Below are 23,108 nucleotides of genomic sequence, written 5' to 3'. Positions count from 1 at the left end.
GAAATGCAGCCGCTATATGATGCATCACCCGGCGGAAATATGCCCAATGATGCGGCGCTGATGCGGGGCATTGCGGTGTTCAAACAGGTAAATGCCCTGCCATGTGCCCAAGGCCAGTGCGCCATCAACGATGGGAATATTCAAACTCACAGGCAAGAGCGCCGCCTTGATATGCGCAGGCATATCATCAGGGCCCTCGTAGGTATGGGTCAAATAAGACATCGCCGGGTCGGTGGTTGGCGGCACCAGCCGGTGAAAGAAATTACGCAAATCTGTCTGCACCTCGGGGTCGGCATTCTCCTGGATCAAGAGCGAGCAGGAGGTATGCTGCACGAAGAGCGTGAGCAGGCCCGCGCCTACCTGCTGCGTTTGCAGCCAGCCCTGAACATCGCGGGTGAATTCATAAAGCCCCTGCCCGCTGGTGCGGACCTCAAACCGATGTTGCATGCTCTGCCTTTTTCCAATTGCCTCATCACTAGGACGTGATGCATTCGCCCGTCGCCAATCTATCGCGCCGTGCTACCCTTTGCAGGTCGGCGCAGCGGCGCCGTGCCTTCAGGGAGATAATATTATGGAACGTCTGACTGCCAAGGATTTTCACCCCGCCATTCTGGAGCTTTATGATTTCTATGCGCATGGCAAAATCACCAAGCGCGAGTTTCTGAACCGGGCCGGCAAATATACGCTGGCCGGGATGACGGCGCTCACCGCGTTTGAGTTGATGCAGCCCAATTATGCCTGGGCGACGCAGGTGCAATTCACCGATCCCGAGATCTTGCCCGAATATATCACCTACACATCGCCCAATGGGCACGGTGAGGTGCGTGGCTATCTAGTGCGCCCGGCCGAGGGTGGCACCCCGGTTGCCGAAAAACGCCCCGCCGTTGTGGTCGTGCACGAAAATCGCGGGCTGAACCCTTATATCGAGGACGTCGCACGGCGTGTGGCCAAAGCCGGGTTTGTGGCGCTGGCCCCTGATGGGCTGTCATCCGTGGGCGGTTATCCGGGCAATGATGCCGAAGGGCGTGAATTGCAGCGCACGGTCGATGGCACCAAGCTAATGAATGATTTCTTCGCCGCCGTTGAATTCCTGATGGGTCATGAACTGACCACCGGAAAGGTCGGCATCACCGGGTTCTGTTATGGCGGCGGGGTCGCCAATGCGGCAGCTGTGGCCTACCCGGAACTGGGCGCAGCGGTGCCTTATTATGGTCGCCAGGCCGCGGCCGAAGACGTGCCGCGCATCCAGGCCCCGCTGATGCTGCATTACGCGGCACTGGATGAACGCATCAACGCCGGCTGGCCCGCTTATGAAGCGGCCCTGCAAGAGCATGGCAAAACCTATGAGGCGTTCATTTACGAGGGGGCAAACCACGGGTTCCACAACGACAGCACGCCGCGCTTTGATGAGGCGGCTGCGGATCTGGCGTGGGAGCGGACGGTGGCGTTTTTCAACACCCACCTAACCTAGGGTCTGAAAATGGCGCGGGTGCGAGCGCTTAGAACAGGCGCTCGCCCATCTGGTCAATCAGCTGCTTGGCCTTCATCAGGGTCATGTCGGCGGCGGTGTCGGCGGTATTGAAAGTATCGGCGCGCAGAAAATTATGGGTTTTCAGCGTGCCGTCGACCTCTTTTTCAATCCGACCGGCAATGCGATAGTTCGCGCCGTCTTTCTGCGGTGCCACAAAAATGGAAAACCCTTTGTAGGTTTCAGGCTCTGCCTCTTTCGGGGCTGCGCCGCCGAAAAGCTTTTTCAAAAGTGACATCAGGGTCCCCCCATAGGAAAACGCCCCGCCAATTCATCGGCAGGGCGTGTGTCTTTACTGATCCAGGAAGCTGCGCAGTTTGCGACTGCGGCTTGGGTGTTTCAGCTTGCGCAGCGCTTTCGCTTCGATCTGGCGAATACGCTCGCGCGTCACGCTGAACTGCTGGCCCACCTCTTCGAGGGTGTGGTCGGTGTTCATGCCGATACCAAAGCGCATGCGCAGCACCCGTTCTTCGCGTGGCGTGAGCGAGGCCAGCACGCGAGTCGTGGTTTCCTTGAGGTTTTCCTGAATGGCGCTGTCCAGCGGCAGCACGGCATTCTTGTCCTCAATGAAGTCGCCCAGTTGGCTGTCTTCCTCATCCCCGATCGGGGTCTCAAGGCTGATCGGCTCCTTGGCGATTTTCATCACCTTGCGCACTTTCTCAAGCGGCATCTGAAGCTTTTCGGCCAATTCCTCCGGGGTCGGTTCGCGGCCAATTTCATGCAGCATCTGACGACCTGTCCGCACCAGTTTGTTGATCGTTTCGATCATGTGCACAGGGATACGAATGGTGCGCGCTTGGTCTGCAATCGAACGGGTGATCGCCTGGCGAATCCACCAGGTGGCGTAGGTCGAGAATTTATAGCCACGGCGGTATTCGAACTTATCCACCGCCTTCATCAGGCCGATGTTCCCTTCCTGAATAAGATCAAGGAATTGCAGGCCACGGTTCGTGTACTTTTTCGCGATGGAAATCACGAGGCGCAGGTTGGCCTCGACCATTTCTTTCTTGGCCTGACGGGCTTCTTTTTCACCCTTCTGAACCTGCTGCACGATGCGGCGAAATTCAGAGATATCTAGACCCACATAGGTCCCGACCTGCGCCATGTCCGCGCGCAGTTCTTCGACCTTTTCAACCGAGCGTTCCATGAACATCTGCCAGCCGCGACCGGGCTTTTGCGTCATATCCTCAAGCCAGGTCGGGTCAAGTTCACGGCCGCGATAGGCATCAATGAACTCGCGGCGATTGATCCGTGCCTGGTCAGCCAGTTTCACCATCGCACTGTCGATCTGCATGATACGGCGGTTGATGCCATATAGCTGGTCGATCAGCGCTTCGATCCGGTTGTTGTGCAGGTGCAGCTCATTCACGAGTTCAACGATCTCAGACCGCAGCTTCTGGTATTTCTCTTCATCCCCGCTAGAGAATGTATCATCCTCGTTCAGCGTGGCCGAAATTCGGCTGTCCTGCATGGCAGACAGCATTTCGTAATCGTCGGCGATGCGATCCAGCGTTTCCAGCACACGCGGTTTCAGCGCTGCTTCCATCGCGGCGAGCGACATGTTCGCCTGCTCATCATCGTCATCGTCGTCGTCATCCTTGGCAATCGGGTTGCCGTCGGCGTCTAGTTCCTGCGTGTCACTCTTCTTGTCTGGCGCGGAGGAGACATTGGCGGCCGAAACGGTGCTTGCCTCTTCTTCCTCGTCGTCATCCTCGCCCAGTTGGTTGCCAAAGGTGGTTTCCAGGTCGATGACGTCACGCAGCAGAATATCTTCGGACAGAAGTTCGTCGCGCCAGATGGTGATCGCCTGGAAGGTCAGCGGGCTTTCGCAAAGCCCGGCAATCATCGTATTGCGCCCAGCCTCAATGCGTTTGGCGATGGCGATCTCGCCCTCGCGGCTCAGCAGTTCAACCGACCCCATTTCGCGCAGGTACATGCGCACTGGGTCATCTGTGCGGTCGAGCTTTTCGGTGTTGCCCGAGCCAAGCGTGATTTCACGATTGCCAGACGACGCATCGACGAGCGCGGTCGACTTTTGTTCTTCGTCTTCGACTTCTTCGTCTTCGATGATGTTGATGCCCATTTCGGACAGCATCGACATCACATCTTCGATCTGCTCAGAGCTGACCTGATCAGGCGGCAGCACTTTGTTGAGCTGATCATAGGTGATGTAGCCCTTTTCGCGCGCCTCCGAGATCATTTTCTTGACCGCGGCTTGGCTCATATCAAGTGAGATTTCCGCGTCCTGATCGTCTGGCTTACGGTCGTCGTTGTCTTTTGCGGCCATTCGCTGCTCCTGCAAACAAGGGCTGGTGATTCGTATTAGAGCGAATCAATAGCGCGATTGCGCGATTCGCACACCCGTTTACCCCGATTTCTTTATGAATTCTTCACCCAGAGGCCAGAAAATTTGCATCATCGCCTCTTCGTGAAACTGATTCGTTCCATCAGCGCGTTCAGCGCTGCACGTTCGTCCTTGTCGATGGCGGCACCATTCTCTCCGGTTTCATATTCCGCTGAATCCTCCTGAATGCTGCGCACGGCGCGGTCATGCGCCTCTGCGGCTTGGCCCAACCGCCAGGTTATCGTCTCATCTTCGATCTCGCCAATCACCTCAACGGCTTCGGCCACTTCGGCGCGATGTCCCAGCGCCGCAGTCAGTTTGCCAAGCTCTTCGGCGACAGTCTGGCGCGCCGTATCAACATCACCGGGGCGACGCACGGGGGGCGCAATGCGGACATGTGGGTGCGCCAGCAGAAAATCAAGGGCCTCCGGCCCCATGGCGTCGGCAATGATGGATTTCAGATCCTGCACTCCGCGATGCGCCTGCCGCAGCAAAAGATCGCGGATGAAGTTATGATCGTCATCAGCGCAGCGCAGGGCTTCCAGCTGGTCTTCAAATTCATCCAGAACCGCCGGGGTCGAAAGGATCGATGCAAAAATGACCGCTTCGCGCATATGACGCTGGTGCGCCTCATCTCCGGCCACCAGCAACGAGGCTTTGGTTGTGGCCTGCGCGCGTGGCGGCGCCGGCTTACGCCAATCCCCGCCGCGCGCTTTGCGGCCATCCTTCGCGCGTGCAGGCGCAGCGCCCCGGAACAATTCCCAGCGCAGATCCTTGATCGCCTGCCCATAATGGGCGCGGATGCTCGGGTCGCGGATCTGTTTGATTTTCGTGCGCAGCGCCTTGTCGAGGGCGGCTTTACGCTCCGGGCTGTCAAAATTTTTGCCTTCGGTTTCCCGCTGCCACAGCAGGTCCACCATTGGTTTGGCCGCATCCAGCAAGGCCTGCAAAGCCTCGGGCCCTTTGGCTTTCAGCAGATCATCCGGGTCCTGCCCCTCAGGCATGATCGCAAAGCGCAGGCTTTGCCCAGCCTCAAGCATCGGCAAGGCCAGATCAATCAGACGCAACGCGGCGCGAATGCCCGCGGCATCGCCGTCCAGCGCGATCACAGGTTCCGGCGAAATGCGCCACAAGAGCTGCAGTTGCGCTTCGGTGATCGCCGTGCCCAGCGGCGCAACCGCCCCGGTAAACCCCGCGCCATCCAGCGCGATCACATCCATATAGCCTTCGGCCACAATGAGCGGCTGGCCTTTGCCCACGGCGGCCCGCGCCGGGCCGTGGTTGTAGAGGTTGCGCCCTTTGTCAAACAGGGCGGTTTCAGGCGAGTTCAGATATTTGGCATTGTCATTCGGGTCCAGCGCCCGCCCGCCAAAAGCAATCGCCCGCCCGCGCGCATCGCGAATGGGAAACATGATGCGATTGCGAAACACGTCATAGGGGGCCTTACCCTTGCTCGAGGGTTTGGCCAGCCCTGCCCCGAGGATCAACTCATCAGGCACGCCCTTAGCCTTCAGCGCATCCCAAAGCGCCTGCCAGCCATTTGGCGCAAAGCCGATTTCCCAACGCTCAAGCTGCGCCGGTGTCAGGCCACGCCGCGCCAGATAGGCCCGCGCCTCGGTCGCCGCATTTGTACGCAGAGACATGCGGAAGAATTGCACCGCCTGCTCCATCACCTCGGTCAGCCCAGCGCGCTTGTCCGCTTTCTCCTGCGCGCGCGGGTCGCGATCGGGCAGCGTCATCCCCGCCTCATCCGCGAGGATTTTGACCGCATCAATAAAGCTGACATTCTCGCTTTCCTGCACGAAATTGATGGCATCGCCTTTTGCGCCGCAACCAAAGCAGTAGTAAAACCCCTTTTGGTCATCGACGTGAAAAGACGCGGATTTTTCGTGGTGGAACGGACATGGGGCCCACATGTCGCCCTTGCCCTGATTGGACTTGCGGCTGTCCCACATGACCTTGCGCCCCACCACCTGAACGATGCTGGTACGGTTGCGCAGTTCATCCATGAAAGCGGGGGTGAGGCTCATGCGGTACTATATGAACGCGCGCGCGCGGATGTCCAGCGCAGGGCGGCGAAATGCTGTGGAGAACTCGGCCTGACTTTCAGGACGCGCGCTTACTGTGTTTTGCAGGCTTCGGCGTATTTCGGGCCGGGCTCAAACCCCAGTTCGTCATCGGTCAGTGAATAGACCCAGCCAGCCAGAAACTGCACCGCCGGGCGCAGTGGCTCATCAATCGCGGCATTGCCCTTGGTCAGCATGCGAATGGCGCGGTTTTCGCGTTTGCCGTCTTGGCGCAGCGCAACCAGCTGCGTCACAACCCCGCCCAGCGCATCACATTGCGCGGCTTTGGGGTCGCCAGCCTCTTCAGCCCAGCTTTGGCTGGCAGCAAAAATCACAGCACAGGTCAGCGCAATACGCATGGGTCATCTCCGTCTCTTTGCCCCAGAAATGCCAGCCACGCCGGGGCACCGCAAGAAAAAAGCCCGCACAAGGCGGGCTTTGATCGGTTTTTCGGCGGCGCGCTGCTCAGAGGCCCTTGGCCTTATAGCTTGCGGCGACTTTCTGGATCGACACCAGATAGGCGGCGGTGCGCAGATCGGTCACATCCTCGCGGTCGTGCCAAATGTCGCGCATCGACTGATAGGCAATGCGCATGGTGTCATCCAGACCAGAGCGGACCAGTTCAAGCTCCCCCGCGCCTTTCAGATATTTCTGTTTGAAATCCGGGCTGAGCGACCATGATTTGCCCATGGAGTCTGACAGCGCTTCGAGCTGATCGACAACCAGCTGGTGGCGCGCCTCTTCTTGACGGCGTTGCATGCGGCCAAAGCGGATGTGGCTGAGGTTTTTGACCCACTCAAAATACGATACGGTCACACCGCCTGCGTTGGCATACATGTCAGGAATGATGACCGTGCCTTTCTTGCGCAGCACATCATCCGCGCCCGCCGTGACCGGACCATTCGCGGCCTCGATGATCAACGGGGCTTTGATGCGCTCAGCATTGGTCAGATTGATCACACCTTCCATCGCCGCCGGCACCAAGATGTCGCAATCCTCTTCCAGAACCTTGGAACCGTCTTCCACATAGGTGGCATCCGGGAACCCTTTGACGCCGCCATGGTTCACGATCCAATGGCGCAGCGCTTCGATATCCAGCCCATCCGCGCTGACCACCGCGCCGTCGCGTTCAATCACGCCGATCACTTTGCAGCCATCTTCTTCGGACAGGAATTTCGCGGCGTGATAGCCCACGTTGCCAAGGCCCTGCACAATCACGCGCTTGCCATCCAGCGAACCGGACAGGCCGGCCTTTTCGATGTCGCGCGCATCGCGGAAAAATTCCTGCAGCGCATATTGCACACCGCGGCCCGTGGCCTCGACACGCCCCGCGATCCCGCCGGCGTTCAGCGGCTTGCCGGTCACACAAGCCCGCGCGTTGATATCAGTGGTGTTCATGCGGGCGTATTGGTCGGCGATCCAGGCCATTTCACGTTCACCCGTGCCCATGTCAGGGGCTGGAACGTTTTGTGACGGGTGGATGAGGTCGCGTTTGGCCAGCTCATACGCAAAGCGCCGGGTGATCAGCTCCAGCTCATGTTCTTCAAATTCGGTTGGGTCGATGCACAACCCCCCTTTGGAGCCGCCAAACGGGGCCTCAACCAGCGCGCATTTATAGGTCATCAGCGCTGCGAGCGCTTCCACTTCGTTCTGGTTGACCGAAGGCGCATAACGAATACCGCCCTTGACCGGCTCCATATGTTCGGAATGCACAGAGCGGTAGCCGGTGAAGGTCTGGATTTTGCCCCGCAAGCGCACGCCAAACCGCACAGTATAGGTCGCGTTGCACACACGGATCTTTTCTTCGAGCCCAGGTGACAGGTCCAACAGGGACACCGCCCGGTTGAACATCAGATCCACACTGTCACGGAAACTCGGCTCATTCGCTACGCTCATCATTTACCTCCCGACAAGCAATCTCGCGACTCAATGTCGCAACTCAATAGCTTCACCTAATCCTTTTTCACCACAAGAAGCGAGGCGCATCTGCACAAAATTTCATCAGTTTGAAAACTTTTTCTGATCCAATTTCCAGCAGGCCGCGGAAAATCTGTTCTGTTTCCGATTTCGCGACAATAGCCCACCAATCCCACGATCAGCCCGCCTCGCCCCATTAATGCCGCAAATATGGGGCGAAACGGCCCAATAATTCACATAACCCGCCGTATTTCGGCCCAAATTTACCGTCATACACAATCGGGAGTGAAAGTATCCGGAGTCGCCCCCATTCGTGTTTTGGGGGCGGTTTTGGGGGCCTAAGTGAGGGACAAGACATGGGACACCATTCTGCACGACACAGAAGGACGGATTCTGCCCGCTTCCTGCGGCAGTTCCGCCGCGAAGAAGACGGTAGCATGGTCTATCTAGGCATGATCATTTTCCTGATCATGTTGATGGTTGGCGGTATCGGCGTTGACGTCATGCTGGCGGAAATGCGCCGCACGCAACTGCAAGATACCTTGGATCGCGCGGTTCTGGCGGCATCGTCGTTGGAGCAAGATCTGGATCCGCAAAGCGTGGTCGAAGACTACTTTGAAAAATCCGCGCTCTCTGAGCATCTGCAGGATATTCAGGTCGAAGAAGGTCTAGGCTATCGCACCGTTACCGCGACCGCTGATACCTCCATGGCAACCAAATTCATGCATCTGGCCGGGGTGGACACCTTGACCATGAACGCGCTGAGCGGCGCAGAAGAACGTATTGGCAGCGTTGAAATTTCCATGGTGCTGGACGTGTCCGGCTCTATGAACAACAACAGCCGTCTTTATAACCTGAAGATCGCAGCCAAGGATTTTGTCGACACGCTGACCACCACCACCGAAGATGGCAAGCTGTCGGTCAACATCGTGCCCTATGCAACGCAGGTATCCGCGCCCGATAGCCTGGCGCAATATCTGAACCTGTCGACAGAACATAGCCATTCCAATTGCATCAACTTTGCATCGGATGACTTTGCGACGACAACGCTGGATCCGGCGACCGCCTTTACACGGACGATGCATTTTGACCCTTGGTCCAGCAATGATGGCCGCGATGATGATCCGGTCAACCTGGTTTCTAACCCGGTCTGCCGCGAATCCACCGACACCAGCCGCCAGATCGTGGTGATGCAGAAAGACGCAAGCGCGCTGAAAACCTTCATCGACTCGATGTGGGGCGGCGGCAATACGTCGATCGACATCGGCATGAAATGGGGCACCGCGCTGCTCGACAGCAGCCTGCAGCCTGTGATCAGCAATATGATCAGCGATGGGGCCGTGGCCAGCGCCTTTGAAGGCCGCCCAAACGCCTATTCCTCGAGCGAAACGCTGAAAGTGATTGTGCTGATGACCGATGGTCAGAACACGTCGCAATATTACATTCACCCAGATTTCCGCTCTGGCGAATCCAACATTTGGTGGAACGAGCAGGAAGAAAAATATTCGGTCTATATCGGTGAAGATTCCGGCGATGAGGACAACGACGGCGATCTGTTTGAGCCGATGTTTTACTGGCCACATGACGGGACATGGAATGACCACGCCTATGGCGAGGGCACCTATGAAACCACGGAAATCTCAAGCGAATGCACCTCTTTCCGCAAGAACGGCAAATGCAAGAAATATAAAGAAATCGAAACCACCGTCACGGTAGACGAACCGGGCAGCGCCGAGGTTATCACCTATGAAGGCCTCTGGGCCTATACGTCGATGAAATACAACCGCGACAATCACTACAAACCTTGGATGGGCTACGATGACGCCAACTACGATTGGTACAGCTCTATCCGCAAATATGTGGGCAGCAGCGCCAAGAACACGCGCACCCAAGCGATCTGTGATGCGGCCAAGGACGAGGACATCGTGGTGTTCACCATCGGGTTTGAAGCGCCCTCGGGCGGGCAGACCGTTCTGCAAAACTGCGCCAGCTCTGCCAGCCACTACTTTGATGTGGATGGGCTAGAAATCAACGATGCGTTTGCGGCCATCGCCGCCTCCATCCGCCAGCTGAGGTTGACACAATGAAACAGGTATTGCTGAACAAACTGCGTGCGTTCCGCCGCGAGGACGCCGGGAATATCGCAACCGAATTTGTGGTAATGGTGCCGATCCTTCTGCTGGCCTTGATGGCGGGTGTGGAAATCGGGATCATGACGATCCGGCAAACCATGCTGGAACGGTCGCTGGATGAAACGGTGCGCTGGATCCGTCTGAACACAGGGGCCTCCCCCACGCATGAAGAGTTGAAGGCCATGGTCTGCCAATATGGCGTGGTGCCAGATTGTCAGGAGAACCTGACGCTGGAACTCTTGCCGCGCAATCTGCGCGCCTGGGAGGCCCTGCCAGAGGACTATGCCTGCATCGACAAATCCACCGAAATCACCCCCATGTCAGAATACAGCTTTGGCATGGATAACGAGCTGGTCATCATTCGCGCCTGCGCCAAGTTTGAACCGATTTTCCCCGGCACAAGCTTTGCAGCCGCGTTGACACAGGATGACGCCGGCTATGCCAGCATCACCAAGATGACGGCCTTTGTACAGGAGCCTCGTTAAGCTATGACACGGTTTGCAAAACGACTTCGCGCCGGACTGGCGCAATTCGCCAAGAACAAAGATGGCACCATCGCGGTGGAAACCGCGCTGATCCTGCCGTTGCTGCTTTGGGCGATGGCGGCCATGGCGATCTACTTTGATGTGTTCCGCACCAAATCAGCCGCCGAAAAAGCCAGCTATACCATCAGCGATATGTTGTCGCGTGAAACCAATGCGATCACGCCAACCTACGTCGACAATACACTGACCTTGTTTGAGGCGATGGTCGGCGGACAGGCGGAAAACACCGAATATGCGGCGACGCTGAATATCGACGGCGTTGAGGTCACACCAGACCCCGGTGCCTCCCTGCGGCTCTCGGTGATCACCTGGAACGAAACCGACGCCGCCTATGAGCTGCAATGGTCCGAAGTGCGCGGCGCGCAATACGAAGCCATGCAAGCCAGCGATATGGTGGATCTGGCAGACAGCCTGCCGACCATGGCAGACCAGGATACGGTGATTGTGGTTGAGAGCTTCTTTACCTACAGCCCAATTCTGAATGTCGGCCTTGGGGACCACGATATCGATACGTTTGTGTTCACCCGCCCCCGCTATGCACCGCTCTTGGCCTTTGACGATGGCACAAGCAGCGATACGACCGGCTAACGCAAAGATACGAGCATGACAGAAAGGCCCCGCACCAGTGGGGCCTTTTTTGTGCATCGTTGTTGAGTGTTTTTGCCTATTCCGAGACGGCAGGGGTGATCTAATGTGCCCACCTTAGCCTCGCATTACCCTCGCATTCTGCCAGAAGCGGCATAGTTCTTCTATCTGCGGCGTGGATAGTGCTAGCACTTATATTGACTTTGGGCAGAGATAAAGAATCATGGGACATTTCATTGATATCTGGCAGTACATGCCCCACGGCATGTGTCTGCTTTGGCAGCCTTGGCTCGTGGTGCTCTGGGCGGGCTCTGATGTACTTATTTTTGCGGCCTACACCGCGATCCCGGTATCGCTGCTGCGGGTGCTGAAACAACGTCCCGACCTGCGCAACCGCAAGCTGGTGTTGCTATTTGCCGGGTTTATTCTGCTCTGTGGCCTCACCCACCTTTTGAACATCGTCACCCTGTGGTGGCCAATTTACCCCTATGTTGGGATCGCCAAACTCGCCACCGGGCTTGTGTCGGGGCTGACGGCGCTTGTGCTGTTCCGCCTTGTGCCGACGCTCATCGCAATTCCAAGCCACGGAGAGCTCGAGGCGCTGAACCAGAAATTGCGCGAACAAGTCGCCAAATACGAAGCGTCAGAGGCCGAGCTGCGCGAGATCAAGCTGGCGCTGGAAGCAACGGTCGCCGAGCGCACAGAAGAGCTTGAACAGGCCAATGCCAAAATGGCCGTGGTGGCGCGCGAAGCGGTGCACCGTAGCAAAAATCTTCTGGCTGTGGTTGGATCCATCGCCCGGCAAAGCGCGCGTGGGCAAACCAATATTGATGACTATGTTTCGGTCCTGCTGGGGCGCATCAATGCGCTGGCCAGTGCGACGTCTATGGTGATCGGGGGAGATAGCTCTGCCTCCGCAGACCTGGGAACCGTAGTGGACAATCAACTCACCCCCCTGCGCCTGACATACGAAGACCGTATTCGCGTCGATGGCCCCGATTTGCACATCAGCTCAGAAGCGGCGCAGCAATTTGGTCTGGCCCTTCATGAACTTGCCACCAACACGCAAAAATACGGCGCGTTGTCCGGGGACGACGGTCAGGTGTCCGTAACTTGGCGCAGAGAAACGGAGGCGGCCGATCCGCAGCTGGTGGTTGAATGGCAGGAGGATCTTTCGGGTATGGCCGGGGGCAATGTCGAGGGAACGGCGAGTTTCGGCTCTACCCTGCTGACCAAGATTATCCCGACGATGCTTCAGGGCACGGCCGAACGTGTGATCGAAAGCGATCGGTTGGTGTATCGGCTGCGCGTGCCCATCCATGTGCTGGAAACCGATGAAAGCGCGCAAGGAACTGCAAACATGGCCGCACGGGTCATAGATGCGAATTTCGGTATGGCGTGACCGTCAGATTGTGGTGACGGTCACGTTTGGTCTCATGCGTCGGCCGCGCCTCAATACGGCGCTGGCGCGCTTTGGTGGATTTGGTCGATTTCGCGCATCACGGCATCGCTCAGCACCAAATCCTTACCGGCAATGATATGCTCCAGCTGCGCCGCAGTGGTCGCGCCGAAGATCGCGGACATCATAAACGGGCGCTGCATGCACCAGGCCAGCGCCATATGCACCGGGTCCAGATCATGACGCGCTGCCAGATCCAGATACAGCTGCGTGATCGGCAATGTGCGATCATTCATCCGGCCACCCAGATTGCGCCCGATCGACAGGCGCGAGCCCTCAGGCACCGCCCCGCCCTGGTATTTGCCGGTCAGCAGCCCGGTGGCCAGCGGCGAGAAGGCCATCAGCCCCACGTCTTCCTGATGGCTGAGTTCAGCCAGATCCGTATCATAGAGGCGGCAGAGCAGCGAATATTCGTTCTGGATGCTGGCCGCACGCGGCGCGCCCATCTCTTCGGCAAGCCGCACCCATTGCGCCATGCCCCAAGCACTTTCGTTGGACAGGCCAAAGGCGCGAATGCGCCCGCGCGCCACTTCTTTTTGCAGCGCCTCAAGACAATCTGCCATGTTGTCGAGCGTTTCGGCGCGCGGCTGATCGCTGGGATCAAATGTCCAATTCTTGCGGAACATATAGCTGCCGCGATTGGGCCAGTGGAACTGATAAAGATCGATGTAATCGGTCTTGAGCCGCTTAAGCGAGCCATCAATCGCCTCTGGAATTGTGGCCGATGAAATGGGCGCGCCATCACGCACGATCTTCATGCCCTCGCCCGAATGTTTCGTGGCCAGGATCACTTCATTCCGGCGGCCGGATTTTTCAAACCAGCTGCCAATGAATTCTTCGGAGCGCCCCTGGTGTTCGGCCGCGACCGGATTGACCGGGTACATTTCAGCCGTGTCCCAGAAATCAATCCCCGCCGTTAGCGCCATATCCATCTGTTGGTGGGCGTCCTCGATGGGGGTCTGTGTCCCATAGGTCATGGTCCCAAGGCACAGGGCCGAAACCTCGATATCGGTGCGGCCAAGCCGGTTGCGTTTCATGGCACTGTCCTCTCTGTTGCTTGGCTCAAAGGTAAGGGCGACACCGCAGACTGCAACCGCAAAACCCGCGATTTTTTTGGCACGGCACCCTTTCATTGCAAGAAGATACTCGACACGCGCCCATTCGGGATCCAGATCGCATCCGCCTCTGGAACTGGGGGCAACTTTGGTCTAGGGAAGGCCGGACACCGCATGAAGGAAAGCGATCCATGGCACGGCACCTGATCACATCCGCCATTCCGTATATCAATGGCATCAAACATCTGGGCAACCTTGTTGGCAGCCAATTGCCTGCGGATTTGTTCGCCCGGTATCAGCGTGGGCGCGGCCATGAGGTGATGTTTCTCTGCGCCACCGATGAACATGGCACCCCGGCAGAACTGGCCGCGGCCAAAGCCGGCAAACCCGTCGCAGAATATTGCGCCGAAATGCACGAGGTTCAGGCCCGCATCGCCGAAGGCTTTCGCCTGTCCTTTGACCATTTTGGCCGCTCCTCCAGCGTGCAGAACCATAAGCTGACCCAGCATTTCGCAGGCCGACTGGCCGATGCGGGCCTGATCCGCGAAGTCAGCGAAACCCAGATGTATTCCCATGCCGATGGGCGGTTCCTGCCGGATCGCTATATCGAAGGCACCTGCCCCAACTGCGGCTTTGAAAGCGCGCGCGGGGATCAGTGTGACAACTGCACCAAGCAGCTCGATCCAACCGATCTGATCAACCCCTATTCCACCATCTCCGGCTCGACCGAACTTGAGGAACGCGAAACCAAGCACCTCTATCTGCGCCAATCCGAAATGCGCGGCAAACTGGCGGACTGGATCGACAGCAAAAGTGACTGGCCGGTGCTGACCACATCCATCGCCAAGAAATGGCTGAACGACGGCGATGGGTTGCAAGACCGCGGCATCACCCGTGATCTTGATTGGGGCGTGCCGGTGATGAAAGGCGATGCCCCTTGGCCCGGCATGGAAGGCAAGGTGTTCTACGTTTGGTTTGATGCCCCGATCGAATATATCGCGGCAGCCCAGGAATGGGTGGATGCGGGCAAAGGCACCGATTGGGCACGCTGGTGGCGCACCGACAAAGGGGCCGAAGATGTGACCTACACCCAGTTCATGGGCAAGGACAACGTGCCCTTCCACACCCTATCGTTCCCGGTGACGATCTTTGGCTCGGGCGAGCCGTGGAAGCTGGTGGATTACATCAAATCCTTCAACTACTTGAACTATGATGGTGGCCAATTCTCAACCTCGCGCGGGCGCGGCGTCTTTATGGATCAGGCGCTAGAACTCTTGCCTGCCGACTACTGGCGCTGGTGGCTACTGAGCCATGCGCCTGAAAGCAGCGACAGCGAATTTACCTGGGAAAGCTTCCAAAGCTCCTGCAACAAGGATCTGGCGGATGTGCTGGGCAACTTTGTCTCGCGCGTCACCAAGTTCTGCCGCTCCAAATTCTCCGAAGCGGTGCCCGAAGGTGGCAATTATGGCCCCGACGAATTGGCGTTGATCGAAGATATCAGCCGACGTGTACGCACCTATGAGCAGCACATGGAAGCCATGGAAGTGCGCAAATCGGCGCAAGATTTGCGCGCGATCTGGGCGGCGGGCAATGAATATCTGCAGACCGTGGCCCCCTGGTCGACGTTCAAGACCGACCCGGCCAAGGCCGCAATTCAGATCCGGCTCGCGCTGAACCTGATCCCGCTTTATGCGGTCCTCTCCGCGCCATTCATCCCGGATGCCGCCGCCTCTCTCCTGGGCTCCATGAACGCCGAAGAGACGCCATGGCCCGACGATGTGGCCGCGCAGCTCTCCAAATTGGCCCCCGGCCATGCCTTTACCGTGCCCGAGGTGACATTCCGCAAGATCACCGATGAGGAACGCGACAGCTGGCAAGAACGCTTCGCTGGCACCCGCGACTAAGCACAGAGCTGTCCAAAGCGACAAGCGCGGCCCGGCGGGCCGCGTTTTTTATGCCCAACCCCTCAGCATGGCGTCGCGCAATATTCTTGCGAACCACGCCGAATATTAACATAATAATTGAACATTCACACTCTTTATGCGACAGTAAATAAGGGTACCGCGCTGTTCAAGCTGTGCCCAGACGTGCCGCCAAGACTGGATGTGCTGCGCGTTTTTCAACACATAAAGAACTGCTTCAAAGCCCTGTGGAGAGTTCGGCGCGCGCTGTGTGTCGCGTAGCCCGTGTAGTTTTACCTTGCTCCCCCCGCTTTGAATGGCTGGAGGGAACAAGAATGACACCGGAATTTATCCACCTGATTACCGCCTTTTTCTTCTGCAACGCCCAAGCCGAAATTGCGCCCCTGCCCCTTGAAGACGCGCAGCTTTGCGTCGGCTATCAGACGGCGATAAAATTTGAATTGCTCAGGGATACAGACGCCGCCACCTATCAAGCGATGTCCAGCGCAGAGCGCTTTGATTTCGACATGCGCGGCTATCACGCCTATCGCGCTTGGCTCGCCGAAAATCCGGAATTTGTCAGCGACCTCATGCGCGATGCCCGCGAACACGTGCGTCTGGCGCAGTCGGCCCAATAACGGCTACCGCGACATTTGTTGGTACCCTCGGCCGGACTCGAACCGGCACGGCCTATACGGCCTAGAGATTTTAAGTCTCCTGTGTCTACCATTCCACCACGAGGGCGCACCAACGCGCGCGACAATAGCGTGCCGGCATGGGGTGTAAAGGCCGATTCAACAGATCTGTGATGGCAAACCACAGGGGCTTTGCCCCGGCAAAGAGCCGCAGCTTTGTCCATCAGTCATCCAAGCCAAATTCCTTCACCGCTTCCATCACCATAAAGGTCGAGGTGCTGGCAACATGCGGGAGAGTCGAGATTTTTTCGCCCAAGACACGGCGGAACCCTTTCATATTGCGGGTCCGCACTTTCAGCAGATAGTCAAAATGGCTCGCCATCATATGCGCCTGCTCAACCTCGGCAATCTTGCGCACCGCCGCGTTAAAGGCCCGCAACGCCGCTTCGCGCGTGTCGTCCAGCTTCACCTCGACATAGGCGATGTGATCAAGCCCCAAGCGCACCGGATCCACCATGGCGCGATAGCCGCTGATCACACCATCCTTTTCCAGCCGCCGCAGCCGCGCCTGTGTGGGTGTTTTTGACAGTCCGATGGTCTTGGCCAGGTCCGTGATAGACATCCGCCCGTCGCTGGCGAGCGCATCCAGAATCTTATGGTCGTGACGATCCAATTCAACCTGATCACTTTGCATATCAATAACCCCAATCTTTAGGCGAAACGAATACCATATTAATGTGAATAAGACGAAAAGACCACATATGATATGCAATACTATTCAAATCGCCGAAATACCTTCGTGGAGAATCCCATGACATCGCATCGCCGTCTCATTGACACCCTCACCTATCAGGATGAAACCGCGCTGGTGCAGCGCTTGCAAGAGGCCAGCGGCCTCAGCAGCACGGACCGCGCGCGCATCAGCAGCGCTGCGGCAGAACTGGTGCGCAAGATCCGCAACCAGACCCAGCCCGGTCTGATGGAGGTGTTTCTGGCAGAATACGGCCTGTCCACCGATGAGGGGATCGCCCTGATGTGTCTGGCCGAGGCGCTGTTGCGCGTGCCGGATGCCGATACCATTGATGCGCTGATCGAAGACAAGATTGCCCCGTCTGACTGGGGCAAACACCTGGGCCATTCCACCTCGTCTTTGGTCAATGCCTCCACCTGGGCGCTGATGCTGACCGGCAAGGTTTTGGATGACGACAACAAAGGCGTCGTAGGCGCGCTGCGCGGTGCCGTCAAACGCCTGGGCGAGCCGGTGATCCGCACCGCCGTTGGCCGCGCGATGAAGGAAATGGGCCGCCAGTTCGTTCTGGGAGAAACCATCGTCAAGGCGATGGATCGCGCCAGCAAGATGGAAGCCAAAGGCTACACCTATTCCTACGACATGCTGGGCGAAGCGGCGAAAACCGATGCCGACGCCATGCGCTATCACCTTGCCTATTCGCGCGCGATTACGGCGATTGCAGCCGCCTGCACCCATGCCGACATTCGCGAAAATCCGGGGATCTCGGTCAAACTCTCGGCGCTGCATCCGCGCTACGAAGTGACCCAACGCGAGCGCGTGATGGATGAACTGGTGCCGCGCCTGCGGTCTCTCGCGCTGCTGGCGAAATCTGCCAAAATGGGCCTGAACATTGACGCCGAAGAGGCCGACCGCCTGTCGATCTCGATGGATGTGATCGAAACCGTGCTGTCCGAACCCGCCCTCGCCGGCTGGGATGGCTTTGGCGTTGTGGTGCAGGCCTATGGCAAACGGGCCGGCGCAACCTTGGATTACCTTTATGAGCTGGCCACCAAACTGGATCGCAAGATCATGGTGCGGCTCGTAAAAGGCGCCTATTGGGACACAGAGGTCAAGCTGGCGCAAGTCAATGGCCTTGCGGATTTCCCGGTTTTCACCAACAAATCCGCCACCGACATCAGTTATATCGCCAATGCGCGCAAACTGCTGGGCATGACCGACCGGATCTATCCGCAATTTGCCACCCACAACGCCCACACCGTGGCCGCCGTTCTGGATATGGCGACCGACAAAACCACATTCGAATTCCAGCGTCTGCACGGCATGGGCGAAAGCCTGCATGACATCGTGCACCGCGCCGAAGGCACACGTTGCCGGATCTATGCACCTGTGGGCGCGCACCGTGACCTGCTGGCCTATCTTGTGCGTCGACTCTTGGAAAACGGGGCCAACAGCTCTTTCGTCAACCAGATTGTCGACGAAGACGTCGCGCCCGAAACGGTCGCCCGTGACCCGTTTGAAACCTATGCAGAGGTCTCCGGCAGCTTGACCACTGGGCCAGAGCTGTTTGCGCCAGAGCGTGTGAACTCCCAAGGCTTTGATTTGCGCGATGTGCCCACGCTTGAAAAAATCGACGCGGCACGTACCCCTTACCGGGATGTGGCCTGGCATGCGGTTCCGCTGCTCGCAGCCGATGCGCCGACACTTGCGCCGGTGCCTGTCACCAACCCTTATCTGCCCGGCGATTCCCTTGGCACCGTGGCGCACGCCAGCCCCGAAGGCATTGAGCTTGCGCTGGCTTCTGCCAAGCCCTGGGACGCCAGCCCAGAGGAGCGCGCTGCGGTATTGAACAAGGCCGCGGACCTCTTTGAGGAAAACTTTGGTCTCTTCTTCGCCATTCTGGCACGCGAAGCGGGCAAGACCCCGATGGACCAAGTGGCCGAACTGCGCGAAGCGGTTGATTTCTTGCGCTTTTATGCGGCCAACGCCCCAAGCGACGCCCCGGCAGGCGTATTTGCCTGCATCAGCCCCTGGAACTTCCCGCTGGCCATTTTCACAGGCCAAATCTCTGCTGCACTGGCCGCAGGCAATGCCGTGCTCGCCAAACCGGCAGATCAAACGCCGCTGATCGCCTATGAGGCCGTGAAACTGCTGCATCAGGCCGGTGTGCCGCGCAGCGCACTGCAGCTGGTGATCGGTTCAGGCTCCAAAGTGGGGGCGGCGATCACCTCTGATCCGCGCGTCAATGGCGTCTGTTTCACCGGCTCAACCGCAACCGCGCAGCGCATTCGCAAAGCCATGGCCGACAATATGGCCCCTGGCGCGCCTCTGATCGCGGAAACCGGTGGCCTCAACGCCATGATCGTGGATTCCACCGCCCTGCCCGAACAGGCGGTCACAGCGATTGTCGAAAGCGCGTTTCAATCGGCGGGTCAACGCTGCTCGGCCCTGCGCTGCCTCTATCTGCAAGAGGACATCGCTGACCATGTGCTTGAAATGCTGGTCGGCGCGATGAAAGAGCTGAACCTCAATGATCCGTGGCATTACAGCACCGATTCCGGCCCAGTAATTGACGCCGGCGCGCAACAGGAAATTTCGGCTCATATCGCAGAGGCGCAAGCTGAGGGGCGCGTGCTGTATCAGCTGCGCACGCCGCAGACCGGCACCTTTGTCGCGCCGAGCATCATCCGCGTGAACAGCATCGCTGATCTTGAAAAGGAAATCTTTGGCCCGGTTCTGCATGTCGCGACCTTCAAAGCCGGCGAGATCGACGCAGTGATCGATGCGATCAATGCCACCGGCTATGGGCTGACCTTTGGTCTGCAAACCCGGATTGATGACCGCGTACAGCATGTGTCCGACCGTATCCACGCGGGCAACGTTTATGTGAACCGCAACCAGATCGGCGCGATTGTCGGCAGCCAACCCTTTGGCGGCGAAGGCCTTTCCGGCACTGGCCCCAAGGCCGGTGGCCCGCACTACCTCAGCCGCTTCCGCGCTGTGCCCACCGAAGAGGCCAATGGCACCTGGGCAAACTCCATGGATGCTGCGGCGATGCAAAAGGCCATCGACAGCGCACCTGCCGGGGCCCCTGTCACCACGGTCAGCCTGCCGGGACCAACGGGCGAATCCAACCGCCTGTCCACCGAATCCCGCGCGCCAGTCCTCTGCCTTGGGCCCGGGGCTGACGCTGCAGCGGCGCAGGCAGCGGCCATCACCGAACTTGGCGGACGTGCGGCGCAGGCCAGCGGCAGCCTAGAGGCGGCGGCACTGCGCACATTAAGCGGGTTTGCCGGGGTGCTTTGGTGGGGCGATGCTGACACAGCGCGCGCCTATGAAAAAGCGCTGGCAGAGCGTGAGGGCGCGTTGATTCCGCTGATCACCGGGCAGCCCGACGTCACCCGCGCCCGCGCCGAGCGGCATGTCTGTGTCGATACAACAGCGGCCGGGGGGAATGCGGCCCTGCTGGGTGGGGCGGCTTGACGCCCGCCCCCAAACACCCCAGCTATAGGGTATGTTTCCGATCCGAGATCACAACCCATCCGGGCGCATACCCTATGTAACCTACTTTCTGATCGCCGCGAATGTGGCGATCTTTCTTTACAGCTGGCCGCTGGAAAGCGACCCGCGCGCCTTGTCGCTTTTCTATTCAAACTGGGCGCTGTTTCCTGACCGCATCTCATCTGGCACCGGCTTTGCTGGCCTCTTCACATCGATGTTCCTGCATGGCGGCTTCATGCATATCGCGGGCAACATGCTGTTTCTCTGGATTTTCGGCGACAATCTCGAAGATGAGATGGGCCATGGCAGGTTCACGCTGTTCTATCTTTTCGGGGGTATCGCTGCGGGGCTCCTGCAGGTGGCCTCTGACCCGTTCAGCCCCGTGCCAACCATTGGGGCCTCGGGCGCTGTCGCCGCGGTGCTGGGTGGCTATCTGCTGCTCTTCCCGCGCGCCAAAGTCGATATCCTGCTGATCCTGATCGTCTTTATCAAAGTCATATCGATCCCGGCCTGGGTGATGCTGGGCATCTGGTTTGCGCTGCAATTGATCAACGGGCTGTCGATCGACGCCGCCAGCGCCGGGGTGGCCTATTGGGCGCATGCGGGCGGCTTTGTCGTCGGTTTCCTGCTGGTGATCCCGCTGTGGCTGCGCAAGGGCGGTGTGGCCTTCTGGCGCGTGAACCACGGCCATCCGCCGCATCCGGGCACAAGATACCGCTATGCGCGCAGCACAGTCCCCCGGGTGAAACGCCGGCGATAAGCAAACAAAAAAGGCGCTCCTAAGAGCGCCATTTTTACTTTAACTGTTGCGGATAACCTTTGAGAACTGATCAAAAATCGGCTCGTTCGCACAAAGCACGGTGCCGCTCTCAAGCACGCTTTCTTCTGGGTCCATGGCCTGCACAAACCCGCCCGCTTCTTTGATGATGATCACGCCGGCTGCGATGTCCCAGACATTCAGCCCACGTTCCCAATAGCCCTCATAGCGCCCCGCGGCGACATAGGCCATGTCCAGCGCTGCAGAGCCCCAGCGACGCACACCAGCGCAGGTTGGCATCAAGCGCGCCAGATCCTGCAACGTGTCAGGCAACTCCTTGCGGCCACCAAATGGCACGCCGGTTGCAAACACGGATTCGATCATCCGGTGACGCCCGGACACACGCAGACGGTTGCTGTCATTCAGCCAGGCACCTTCGCCCTTTTCCGCGTAAAACATTTCGTCTTTGGCGGCATCAAAGATCACGCCAGCGACGATTTCGCCTTTGTGCTCAAGCGCGATGGACACTGCCCAATGTGGCATGCCGTGCAGATAGTTTGTGGTGCCATCAAGCGGATCAACGATCCAGCGGCGTGTTGGGTCTTTGCCCTCTTCCTCGCCACCCTCTTCGGCCATCCAGCCATAGGTGGGGCGGGCCCCCATCAACTCTTCTTTGATGATCTCTTCGGCAGCGACATCCGCGCGGCTGACAAAATCGCCCGCGCCTTTCATAGACACCTGCAGGTTTTCGACTTCGCGGAAGTCTTTCACCAGCGAGCGCCCTGCCTTACGGGCGGCTTTCATCATTACGTTAAGATTTGCGCTGACCGCCATGGCTCGGCTCCTTTGACATCAAGGCGCGCGTATACGCCGCGACGCCCCTTTTGCCAAGGGCGAAACCGGGGGAAAGCCCAGAATTTCCGAGACAAACGCCGCTTAAATGGCCTGCAGTTTTTTCGCTTCGATCCCTGCCAGCGCAATCAGATCCTGCATGTAGGGTTTTTCCAGATCGTCACTGCGCGTGGCGGCAAACAGCCCCCGCGTGATGCCGTCTTTGGTCAGCGGGCGTGTGATATAGTCAGAGCTGTATTTCACTTCGCGCACCACCCAATCGGGCAGCACGGCAACACCGCGATTGGACGCCACCAGCAGCAGGATCACCGCCGTCAACTCGGCCTGGCGCACGCGCTCGGGTTCGACTTTGGCAGGGGTCAGAAGCTGACTGAAGAGATCCAGTCGTGCGCGATCCACCGGATAAGTGATCAAAGTTTCTCCGCGAAAATCCTCGGCATCAATCCATTTTTTCTGCGCCAGAGGATGCTGGCTTGAGGCGACAAAAACCGGATTGTAATCAAAGAGATGGGTAAATTCGACACCCGGCATATTTTCTGGATCAGAGGAGACCACCAGATCGACATCTTCTTTTTGCAAGGCGGGCATCGCATCAAATGCCAGCCCCGGGCGGATATCAACATCGACGTCCGGCCATTTCTTGCGGAACTGTTCCAACACGGGAAACAACCATTCAAAACAGGCATGGCATTCAATGGCGATATGCAGTCGCCCCGATTTGCCATCGCGCAGCCCGCTGAATTCTTCCTCTAGGGCTTGGACCTCGGGCAAGATACGTTCCGCCAGCCGCAAAAAGCGCATGCCGGCGGCTGACAGCTTCATGGGCTTTGAGCGTCGCACAAAGAGCTCAACACCCGCTTGTTCCTCTAGCCCTTTGATCTGATGAGACAAGGCCGACTGCGTGATATTGAGCTGCTCTGCCGCGCGCGCCAAACCGCCGCATTCGTGAATGGCCTTCACGGTGCGCAGATGGCGGAATTCAATGTGCATCCTCATGCAAAACTCATATTGTTGTTGAGTATTATGAAGTTTTCTCACAACCCCGCGCGTGCCACAAGGGGACAACTCAGAAATAGGACTTCA

19 protein-coding genes and 1 tRNA gene are annotated in these 23,108 nt (G+C 58.3%); 9 read left to right on the top strand and 11 right to left on the bottom strand.

Features of this window, described 5'->3' with window-relative positions:
- Positions 1-24: 24 nt before the first annotated feature.
- A complete protein-coding gene (locus tag N6L24_RS01095) occupies positions 25-447 on the bottom strand; it encodes a secondary thiamine-phosphate synthase enzyme YjbQ (protein WP_271842797.1) in 423 nt (140 codons plus the stop codon).
- A 124-nt stretch (positions 448-571) separates the two neighbouring features.
- Between N6L24_RS01095 and yghX the strand changes: the two genes are divergently transcribed.
- The gene (yghX, locus tag N6L24_RS01090; RefSeq protein ID WP_271842796.1) at positions 572-1,471 is read left to right on the top strand and encodes a YghX family hydrolase; all 900 of its coding nucleotides are present in this window, start codon (positions 572-574) and stop codon (positions 1,469-1,471) included.
- A 28-nt stretch (positions 1,472-1,499) separates the two neighbouring features.
- Here yghX and N6L24_RS01085 read toward each other — a convergent pair whose 3' ends face one another.
- The 5 genes from N6L24_RS01085 to N6L24_RS01065 all read right to left on the bottom strand — a co-directional run bounded on the left by N6L24_RS01085 (position 1,500) and on the right by N6L24_RS01065 (position 7,834).
- Positions 1,500-1,766, bottom strand: a complete 267-nt coding sequence (locus N6L24_RS01085) for an HlyU family transcriptional regulator (protein ID WP_271842795.1) — start codon at positions 1,764-1,766, stop codon at positions 1,500-1,502.
- Between the two features lie 54 nt (positions 1,767-1,820).
- Entirely contained in the window at positions 1,821-3,815 is a 1,995-nt protein-coding gene (gene rpoD / locus N6L24_RS01080; RefSeq protein ID WP_271842794.1) for an RNA polymerase sigma factor RpoD, read from the bottom strand.
- Between the two features lie 128 nt (positions 3,816-3,943).
- Positions 3,944-5,902: a DNA primase gene (gene dnaG / locus N6L24_RS01075; RefSeq protein ID WP_271842793.1), complete on the bottom strand. Its 1,959-nt coding sequence runs from the start codon at positions 5,900-5,902 to the stop codon at positions 3,944-3,946.
- 89 nt (positions 5,903-5,991) lie between these two features.
- On the bottom strand, positions 5,992-6,297 hold the full coding sequence (locus N6L24_RS01070) for a hypothetical protein (RefSeq protein ID WP_271842792.1): 306 nt from the start codon (positions 6,295-6,297) through the stop codon (positions 5,992-5,994).
- Between the two features lie 106 nt (positions 6,298-6,403).
- Positions 6,404-7,834, bottom strand: a complete 1,431-nt coding sequence (locus N6L24_RS01065) for a Glu/Leu/Phe/Val family dehydrogenase (RefSeq protein WP_271842791.1) — start codon at positions 7,832-7,834, stop codon at positions 6,404-6,406.
- 377 nt (positions 7,835-8,211) lie between these two features.
- On the opposite strand from N6L24_RS01065, the gene N6L24_RS01060 reads away from it, so the two are divergent.
- The 4 genes from N6L24_RS01060 (at position 8,212) to N6L24_RS01045 (ending at position 12,519) form a co-directional block, all read left to right on the top strand.
- Positions 8,212-9,942 (top strand): TadE/TadG family type IV pilus assembly protein, encoded by a 1,731-nt coding sequence (locus N6L24_RS01060; protein ID WP_271842790.1) that lies wholly within the window; start codon positions 8,212-8,214, stop codon positions 9,940-9,942.
- Complete coding sequence (locus tag N6L24_RS01055; protein ID WP_271842789.1) at positions 9,939-10,472, top strand: TadE/TadG family type IV pilus assembly protein; 534 nt, start codon at positions 9,939-9,941, stop codon at positions 10,470-10,472. Before N6L24_RS01060 ends, N6L24_RS01055 begins: the two co-directional genes overlap by 4 nt.
- Before the next feature lie 3 nt (positions 10,473-10,475).
- Positions 10,476-11,120 (top strand): TadE/TadG family type IV pilus assembly protein, encoded by a 645-nt coding sequence (locus tag N6L24_RS01050; protein WP_271842788.1) that lies wholly within the window; start codon positions 10,476-10,478, stop codon positions 11,118-11,120.
- Between the two features lie 220 nt (positions 11,121-11,340).
- Positions 11,341-12,519, top strand: a complete 1,179-nt coding sequence (locus N6L24_RS01045) for a sensor histidine kinase (RefSeq protein WP_271842787.1) — start codon at positions 11,341-11,343, stop codon at positions 12,517-12,519.
- 50 nt (positions 12,520-12,569) lie between these two features.
- Here the strand turns inward: N6L24_RS01045 and N6L24_RS01040 are convergent, their stop codons facing one another.
- Positions 12,570-13,613 (bottom strand): aldo/keto reductase, encoded by a 1,044-nt coding sequence (locus N6L24_RS01040; RefSeq protein WP_271842786.1) that lies wholly within the window; start codon positions 13,611-13,613, stop codon positions 12,570-12,572.
- Between the two features lie 209 nt (positions 13,614-13,822).
- Between N6L24_RS01040 and metG the strand changes: the two genes are divergently transcribed.
- Together metG and N6L24_RS01030 are read left to right on the top strand one after the other, a co-directional pair.
- Positions 13,823-15,535 (top strand): methionine--tRNA ligase, encoded by a 1,713-nt coding sequence (gene metG / locus N6L24_RS01035; RefSeq protein WP_271842785.1) that lies wholly within the window; start codon positions 13,823-13,825, stop codon positions 15,533-15,535.
- A 332-nt stretch (positions 15,536-15,867) separates the two neighbouring features.
- Entirely contained in the window at positions 15,868-16,170 is a 303-nt protein-coding gene (locus tag N6L24_RS01030) for a hypothetical protein (protein ID WP_271842784.1), read from the top strand.
- Positions 16,171-16,189: 19 nt separating this feature from the next.
- Here the strand turns inward: N6L24_RS01030 and N6L24_RS01025 are convergent.
- Together N6L24_RS01025 and N6L24_RS01020 are read right to left on the bottom strand one after the other, a co-directional pair.
- Positions 16,190-16,276: transfer RNA gene (locus N6L24_RS01025), tRNA-Leu, on the bottom strand.
- A gap of 114 nt (positions 16,277-16,390) precedes the next feature.
- Complete coding sequence (locus N6L24_RS01020; RefSeq protein ID WP_271842783.1) at positions 16,391-16,861, bottom strand: Lrp/AsnC family transcriptional regulator; 471 nt, start codon at positions 16,859-16,861, stop codon at positions 16,391-16,393.
- A gap of 117 nt (positions 16,862-16,978) precedes the next feature.
- Here N6L24_RS01020 and putA point away from each other — a divergent pair, with 117 nt between their 5' ends.
- Positions 16,979-20,398, top strand: coding sequence for a bifunctional proline dehydrogenase/L-glutamate gamma-semialdehyde dehydrogenase PutA (gene putA / locus N6L24_RS01015; protein ID WP_271842782.1), 3,420 nt, complete (start codon positions 16,979-16,981; stop codon positions 20,396-20,398).
- 31 nt (positions 20,399-20,429) lie between these two features.
- Entirely contained in the window at positions 20,430-21,176 is a 747-nt protein-coding gene (locus N6L24_RS01010; RefSeq protein ID WP_271842781.1) for a rhomboid family intramembrane serine protease, read from the top strand.
- A gap of 39 nt (positions 21,177-21,215) precedes the next feature.
- Here N6L24_RS01010 and N6L24_RS01005 read toward each other — a convergent pair whose 3' ends face one another.
- The gene (locus tag N6L24_RS01005) at positions 21,216-22,007 is read right to left on the bottom strand and encodes an inositol monophosphatase family protein (RefSeq protein ID WP_271842780.1); all 792 of its coding nucleotides are present in this window, start codon (positions 22,005-22,007) and stop codon (positions 21,216-21,218) included.
- 102 nt (positions 22,008-22,109) lie between these two features.
- The gene (locus tag N6L24_RS01000) at positions 22,110-23,015 is read right to left on the bottom strand and encodes a LysR family transcriptional regulator (RefSeq protein ID WP_271843451.1); all 906 of its coding nucleotides are present in this window, start codon (positions 23,013-23,015) and stop codon (positions 22,110-22,112) included.
- Between the last annotated feature and the right edge of the window lie 93 nt (positions 23,016-23,108).

Origin of the sequence: Cognatishimia sp. SS12 (genome assembly GCF_028369055.1) — a bacterium.
Classification (GTDB): domain Bacteria; phylum Pseudomonadota; class Alphaproteobacteria; order Rhodobacterales; family Rhodobacteraceae; genus Cognatishimia.
Note: the sequence above shows the minus strand (reverse complement) of the source record. Positions and strands in the feature narration are given on the sequence as shown.

Coding starts and splice junctions, on each gene's coding strand:
- N6L24_RS01095 (WP_271842797.1), bottom strand. CDS start 447: ATGCAACATCGGTTTGAGGTCCGCACCAGCGGGCAGGGGCTTTATGAA.
- yghX (WP_271842796.1), top strand. CDS start 572: ATGGAACGTCTGACTGCCAAGGATTTTCACCCCGCCATTCTGGAGCTT.
- N6L24_RS01085 (WP_271842795.1), bottom strand. CDS start 1,766: ATGTCACTTTTGAAAAAGCTTTTCGGCGGCGCAGCCCCGAAAGAGGCA.
- rpoD (WP_271842794.1), bottom strand. CDS start 3,815: ATGGCCGCAAAAGACAACGACGACCGTAAGCCAGACGATCAGGACGCG.
- dnaG (WP_271842793.1), bottom strand. CDS start 5,902: ATGAGCCTCACCCCCGCTTTCATGGATGAACTGCGCAACCGTACCAGC.
- N6L24_RS01070 (WP_271842792.1), bottom strand. CDS start 6,297: ATGCGTATTGCGCTGACCTGTGCTGTGATTTTTGCTGCCAGCCAAAGC.
- N6L24_RS01065 (WP_271842791.1), bottom strand. CDS start 7,834: ATGAGCGTAGCGAATGAGCCGAGTTTCCGTGACAGTGTGGATCTGATG.
- N6L24_RS01060 (WP_271842790.1), top strand. CDS start 8,212: ATGGGACACCATTCTGCACGACACAGAAGGACGGATTCTGCCCGCTTC.
- N6L24_RS01055 (WP_271842789.1), top strand. CDS start 9,939: ATGAAACAGGTATTGCTGAACAAACTGCGTGCGTTCCGCCGCGAGGAC.
- N6L24_RS01050 (WP_271842788.1), top strand. CDS start 10,476: ATGACACGGTTTGCAAAACGACTTCGCGCCGGACTGGCGCAATTCGCC.
- N6L24_RS01045 (WP_271842787.1), top strand. CDS start 11,341: ATGGGACATTTCATTGATATCTGGCAGTACATGCCCCACGGCATGTGT.
- N6L24_RS01040 (WP_271842786.1), bottom strand. CDS start 13,613: ATGAAACGCAACCGGCTTGGCCGCACCGATATCGAGGTTTCGGCCCTG.
- metG (WP_271842785.1), top strand. CDS start 13,823: ATGGCACGGCACCTGATCACATCCGCCATTCCGTATATCAATGGCATC.
- N6L24_RS01030 (WP_271842784.1), top strand. CDS start 15,868: ATGACACCGGAATTTATCCACCTGATTACCGCCTTTTTCTTCTGCAAC.
- N6L24_RS01020 (WP_271842783.1), bottom strand. CDS start 16,861: ATGCAAAGTGATCAGGTTGAATTGGATCGTCACGACCATAAGATTCTG.
- putA (WP_271842782.1), top strand. CDS start 16,979: ATGACATCGCATCGCCGTCTCATTGACACCCTCACCTATCAGGATGAA.
- N6L24_RS01010 (WP_271842781.1), top strand. CDS start 20,430: ATGTTTCCGATCCGAGATCACAACCCATCCGGGCGCATACCCTATGTA.
- N6L24_RS01005 (WP_271842780.1), bottom strand. CDS start 22,007: ATGGCGGTCAGCGCAAATCTTAACGTAATGATGAAAGCCGCCCGTAAG.
- N6L24_RS01000 (WP_271843451.1), bottom strand. CDS start 23,015: ATGCACATTGAATTCCGCCATCTGCGCACCGTGAAGGCCATTCACGAA.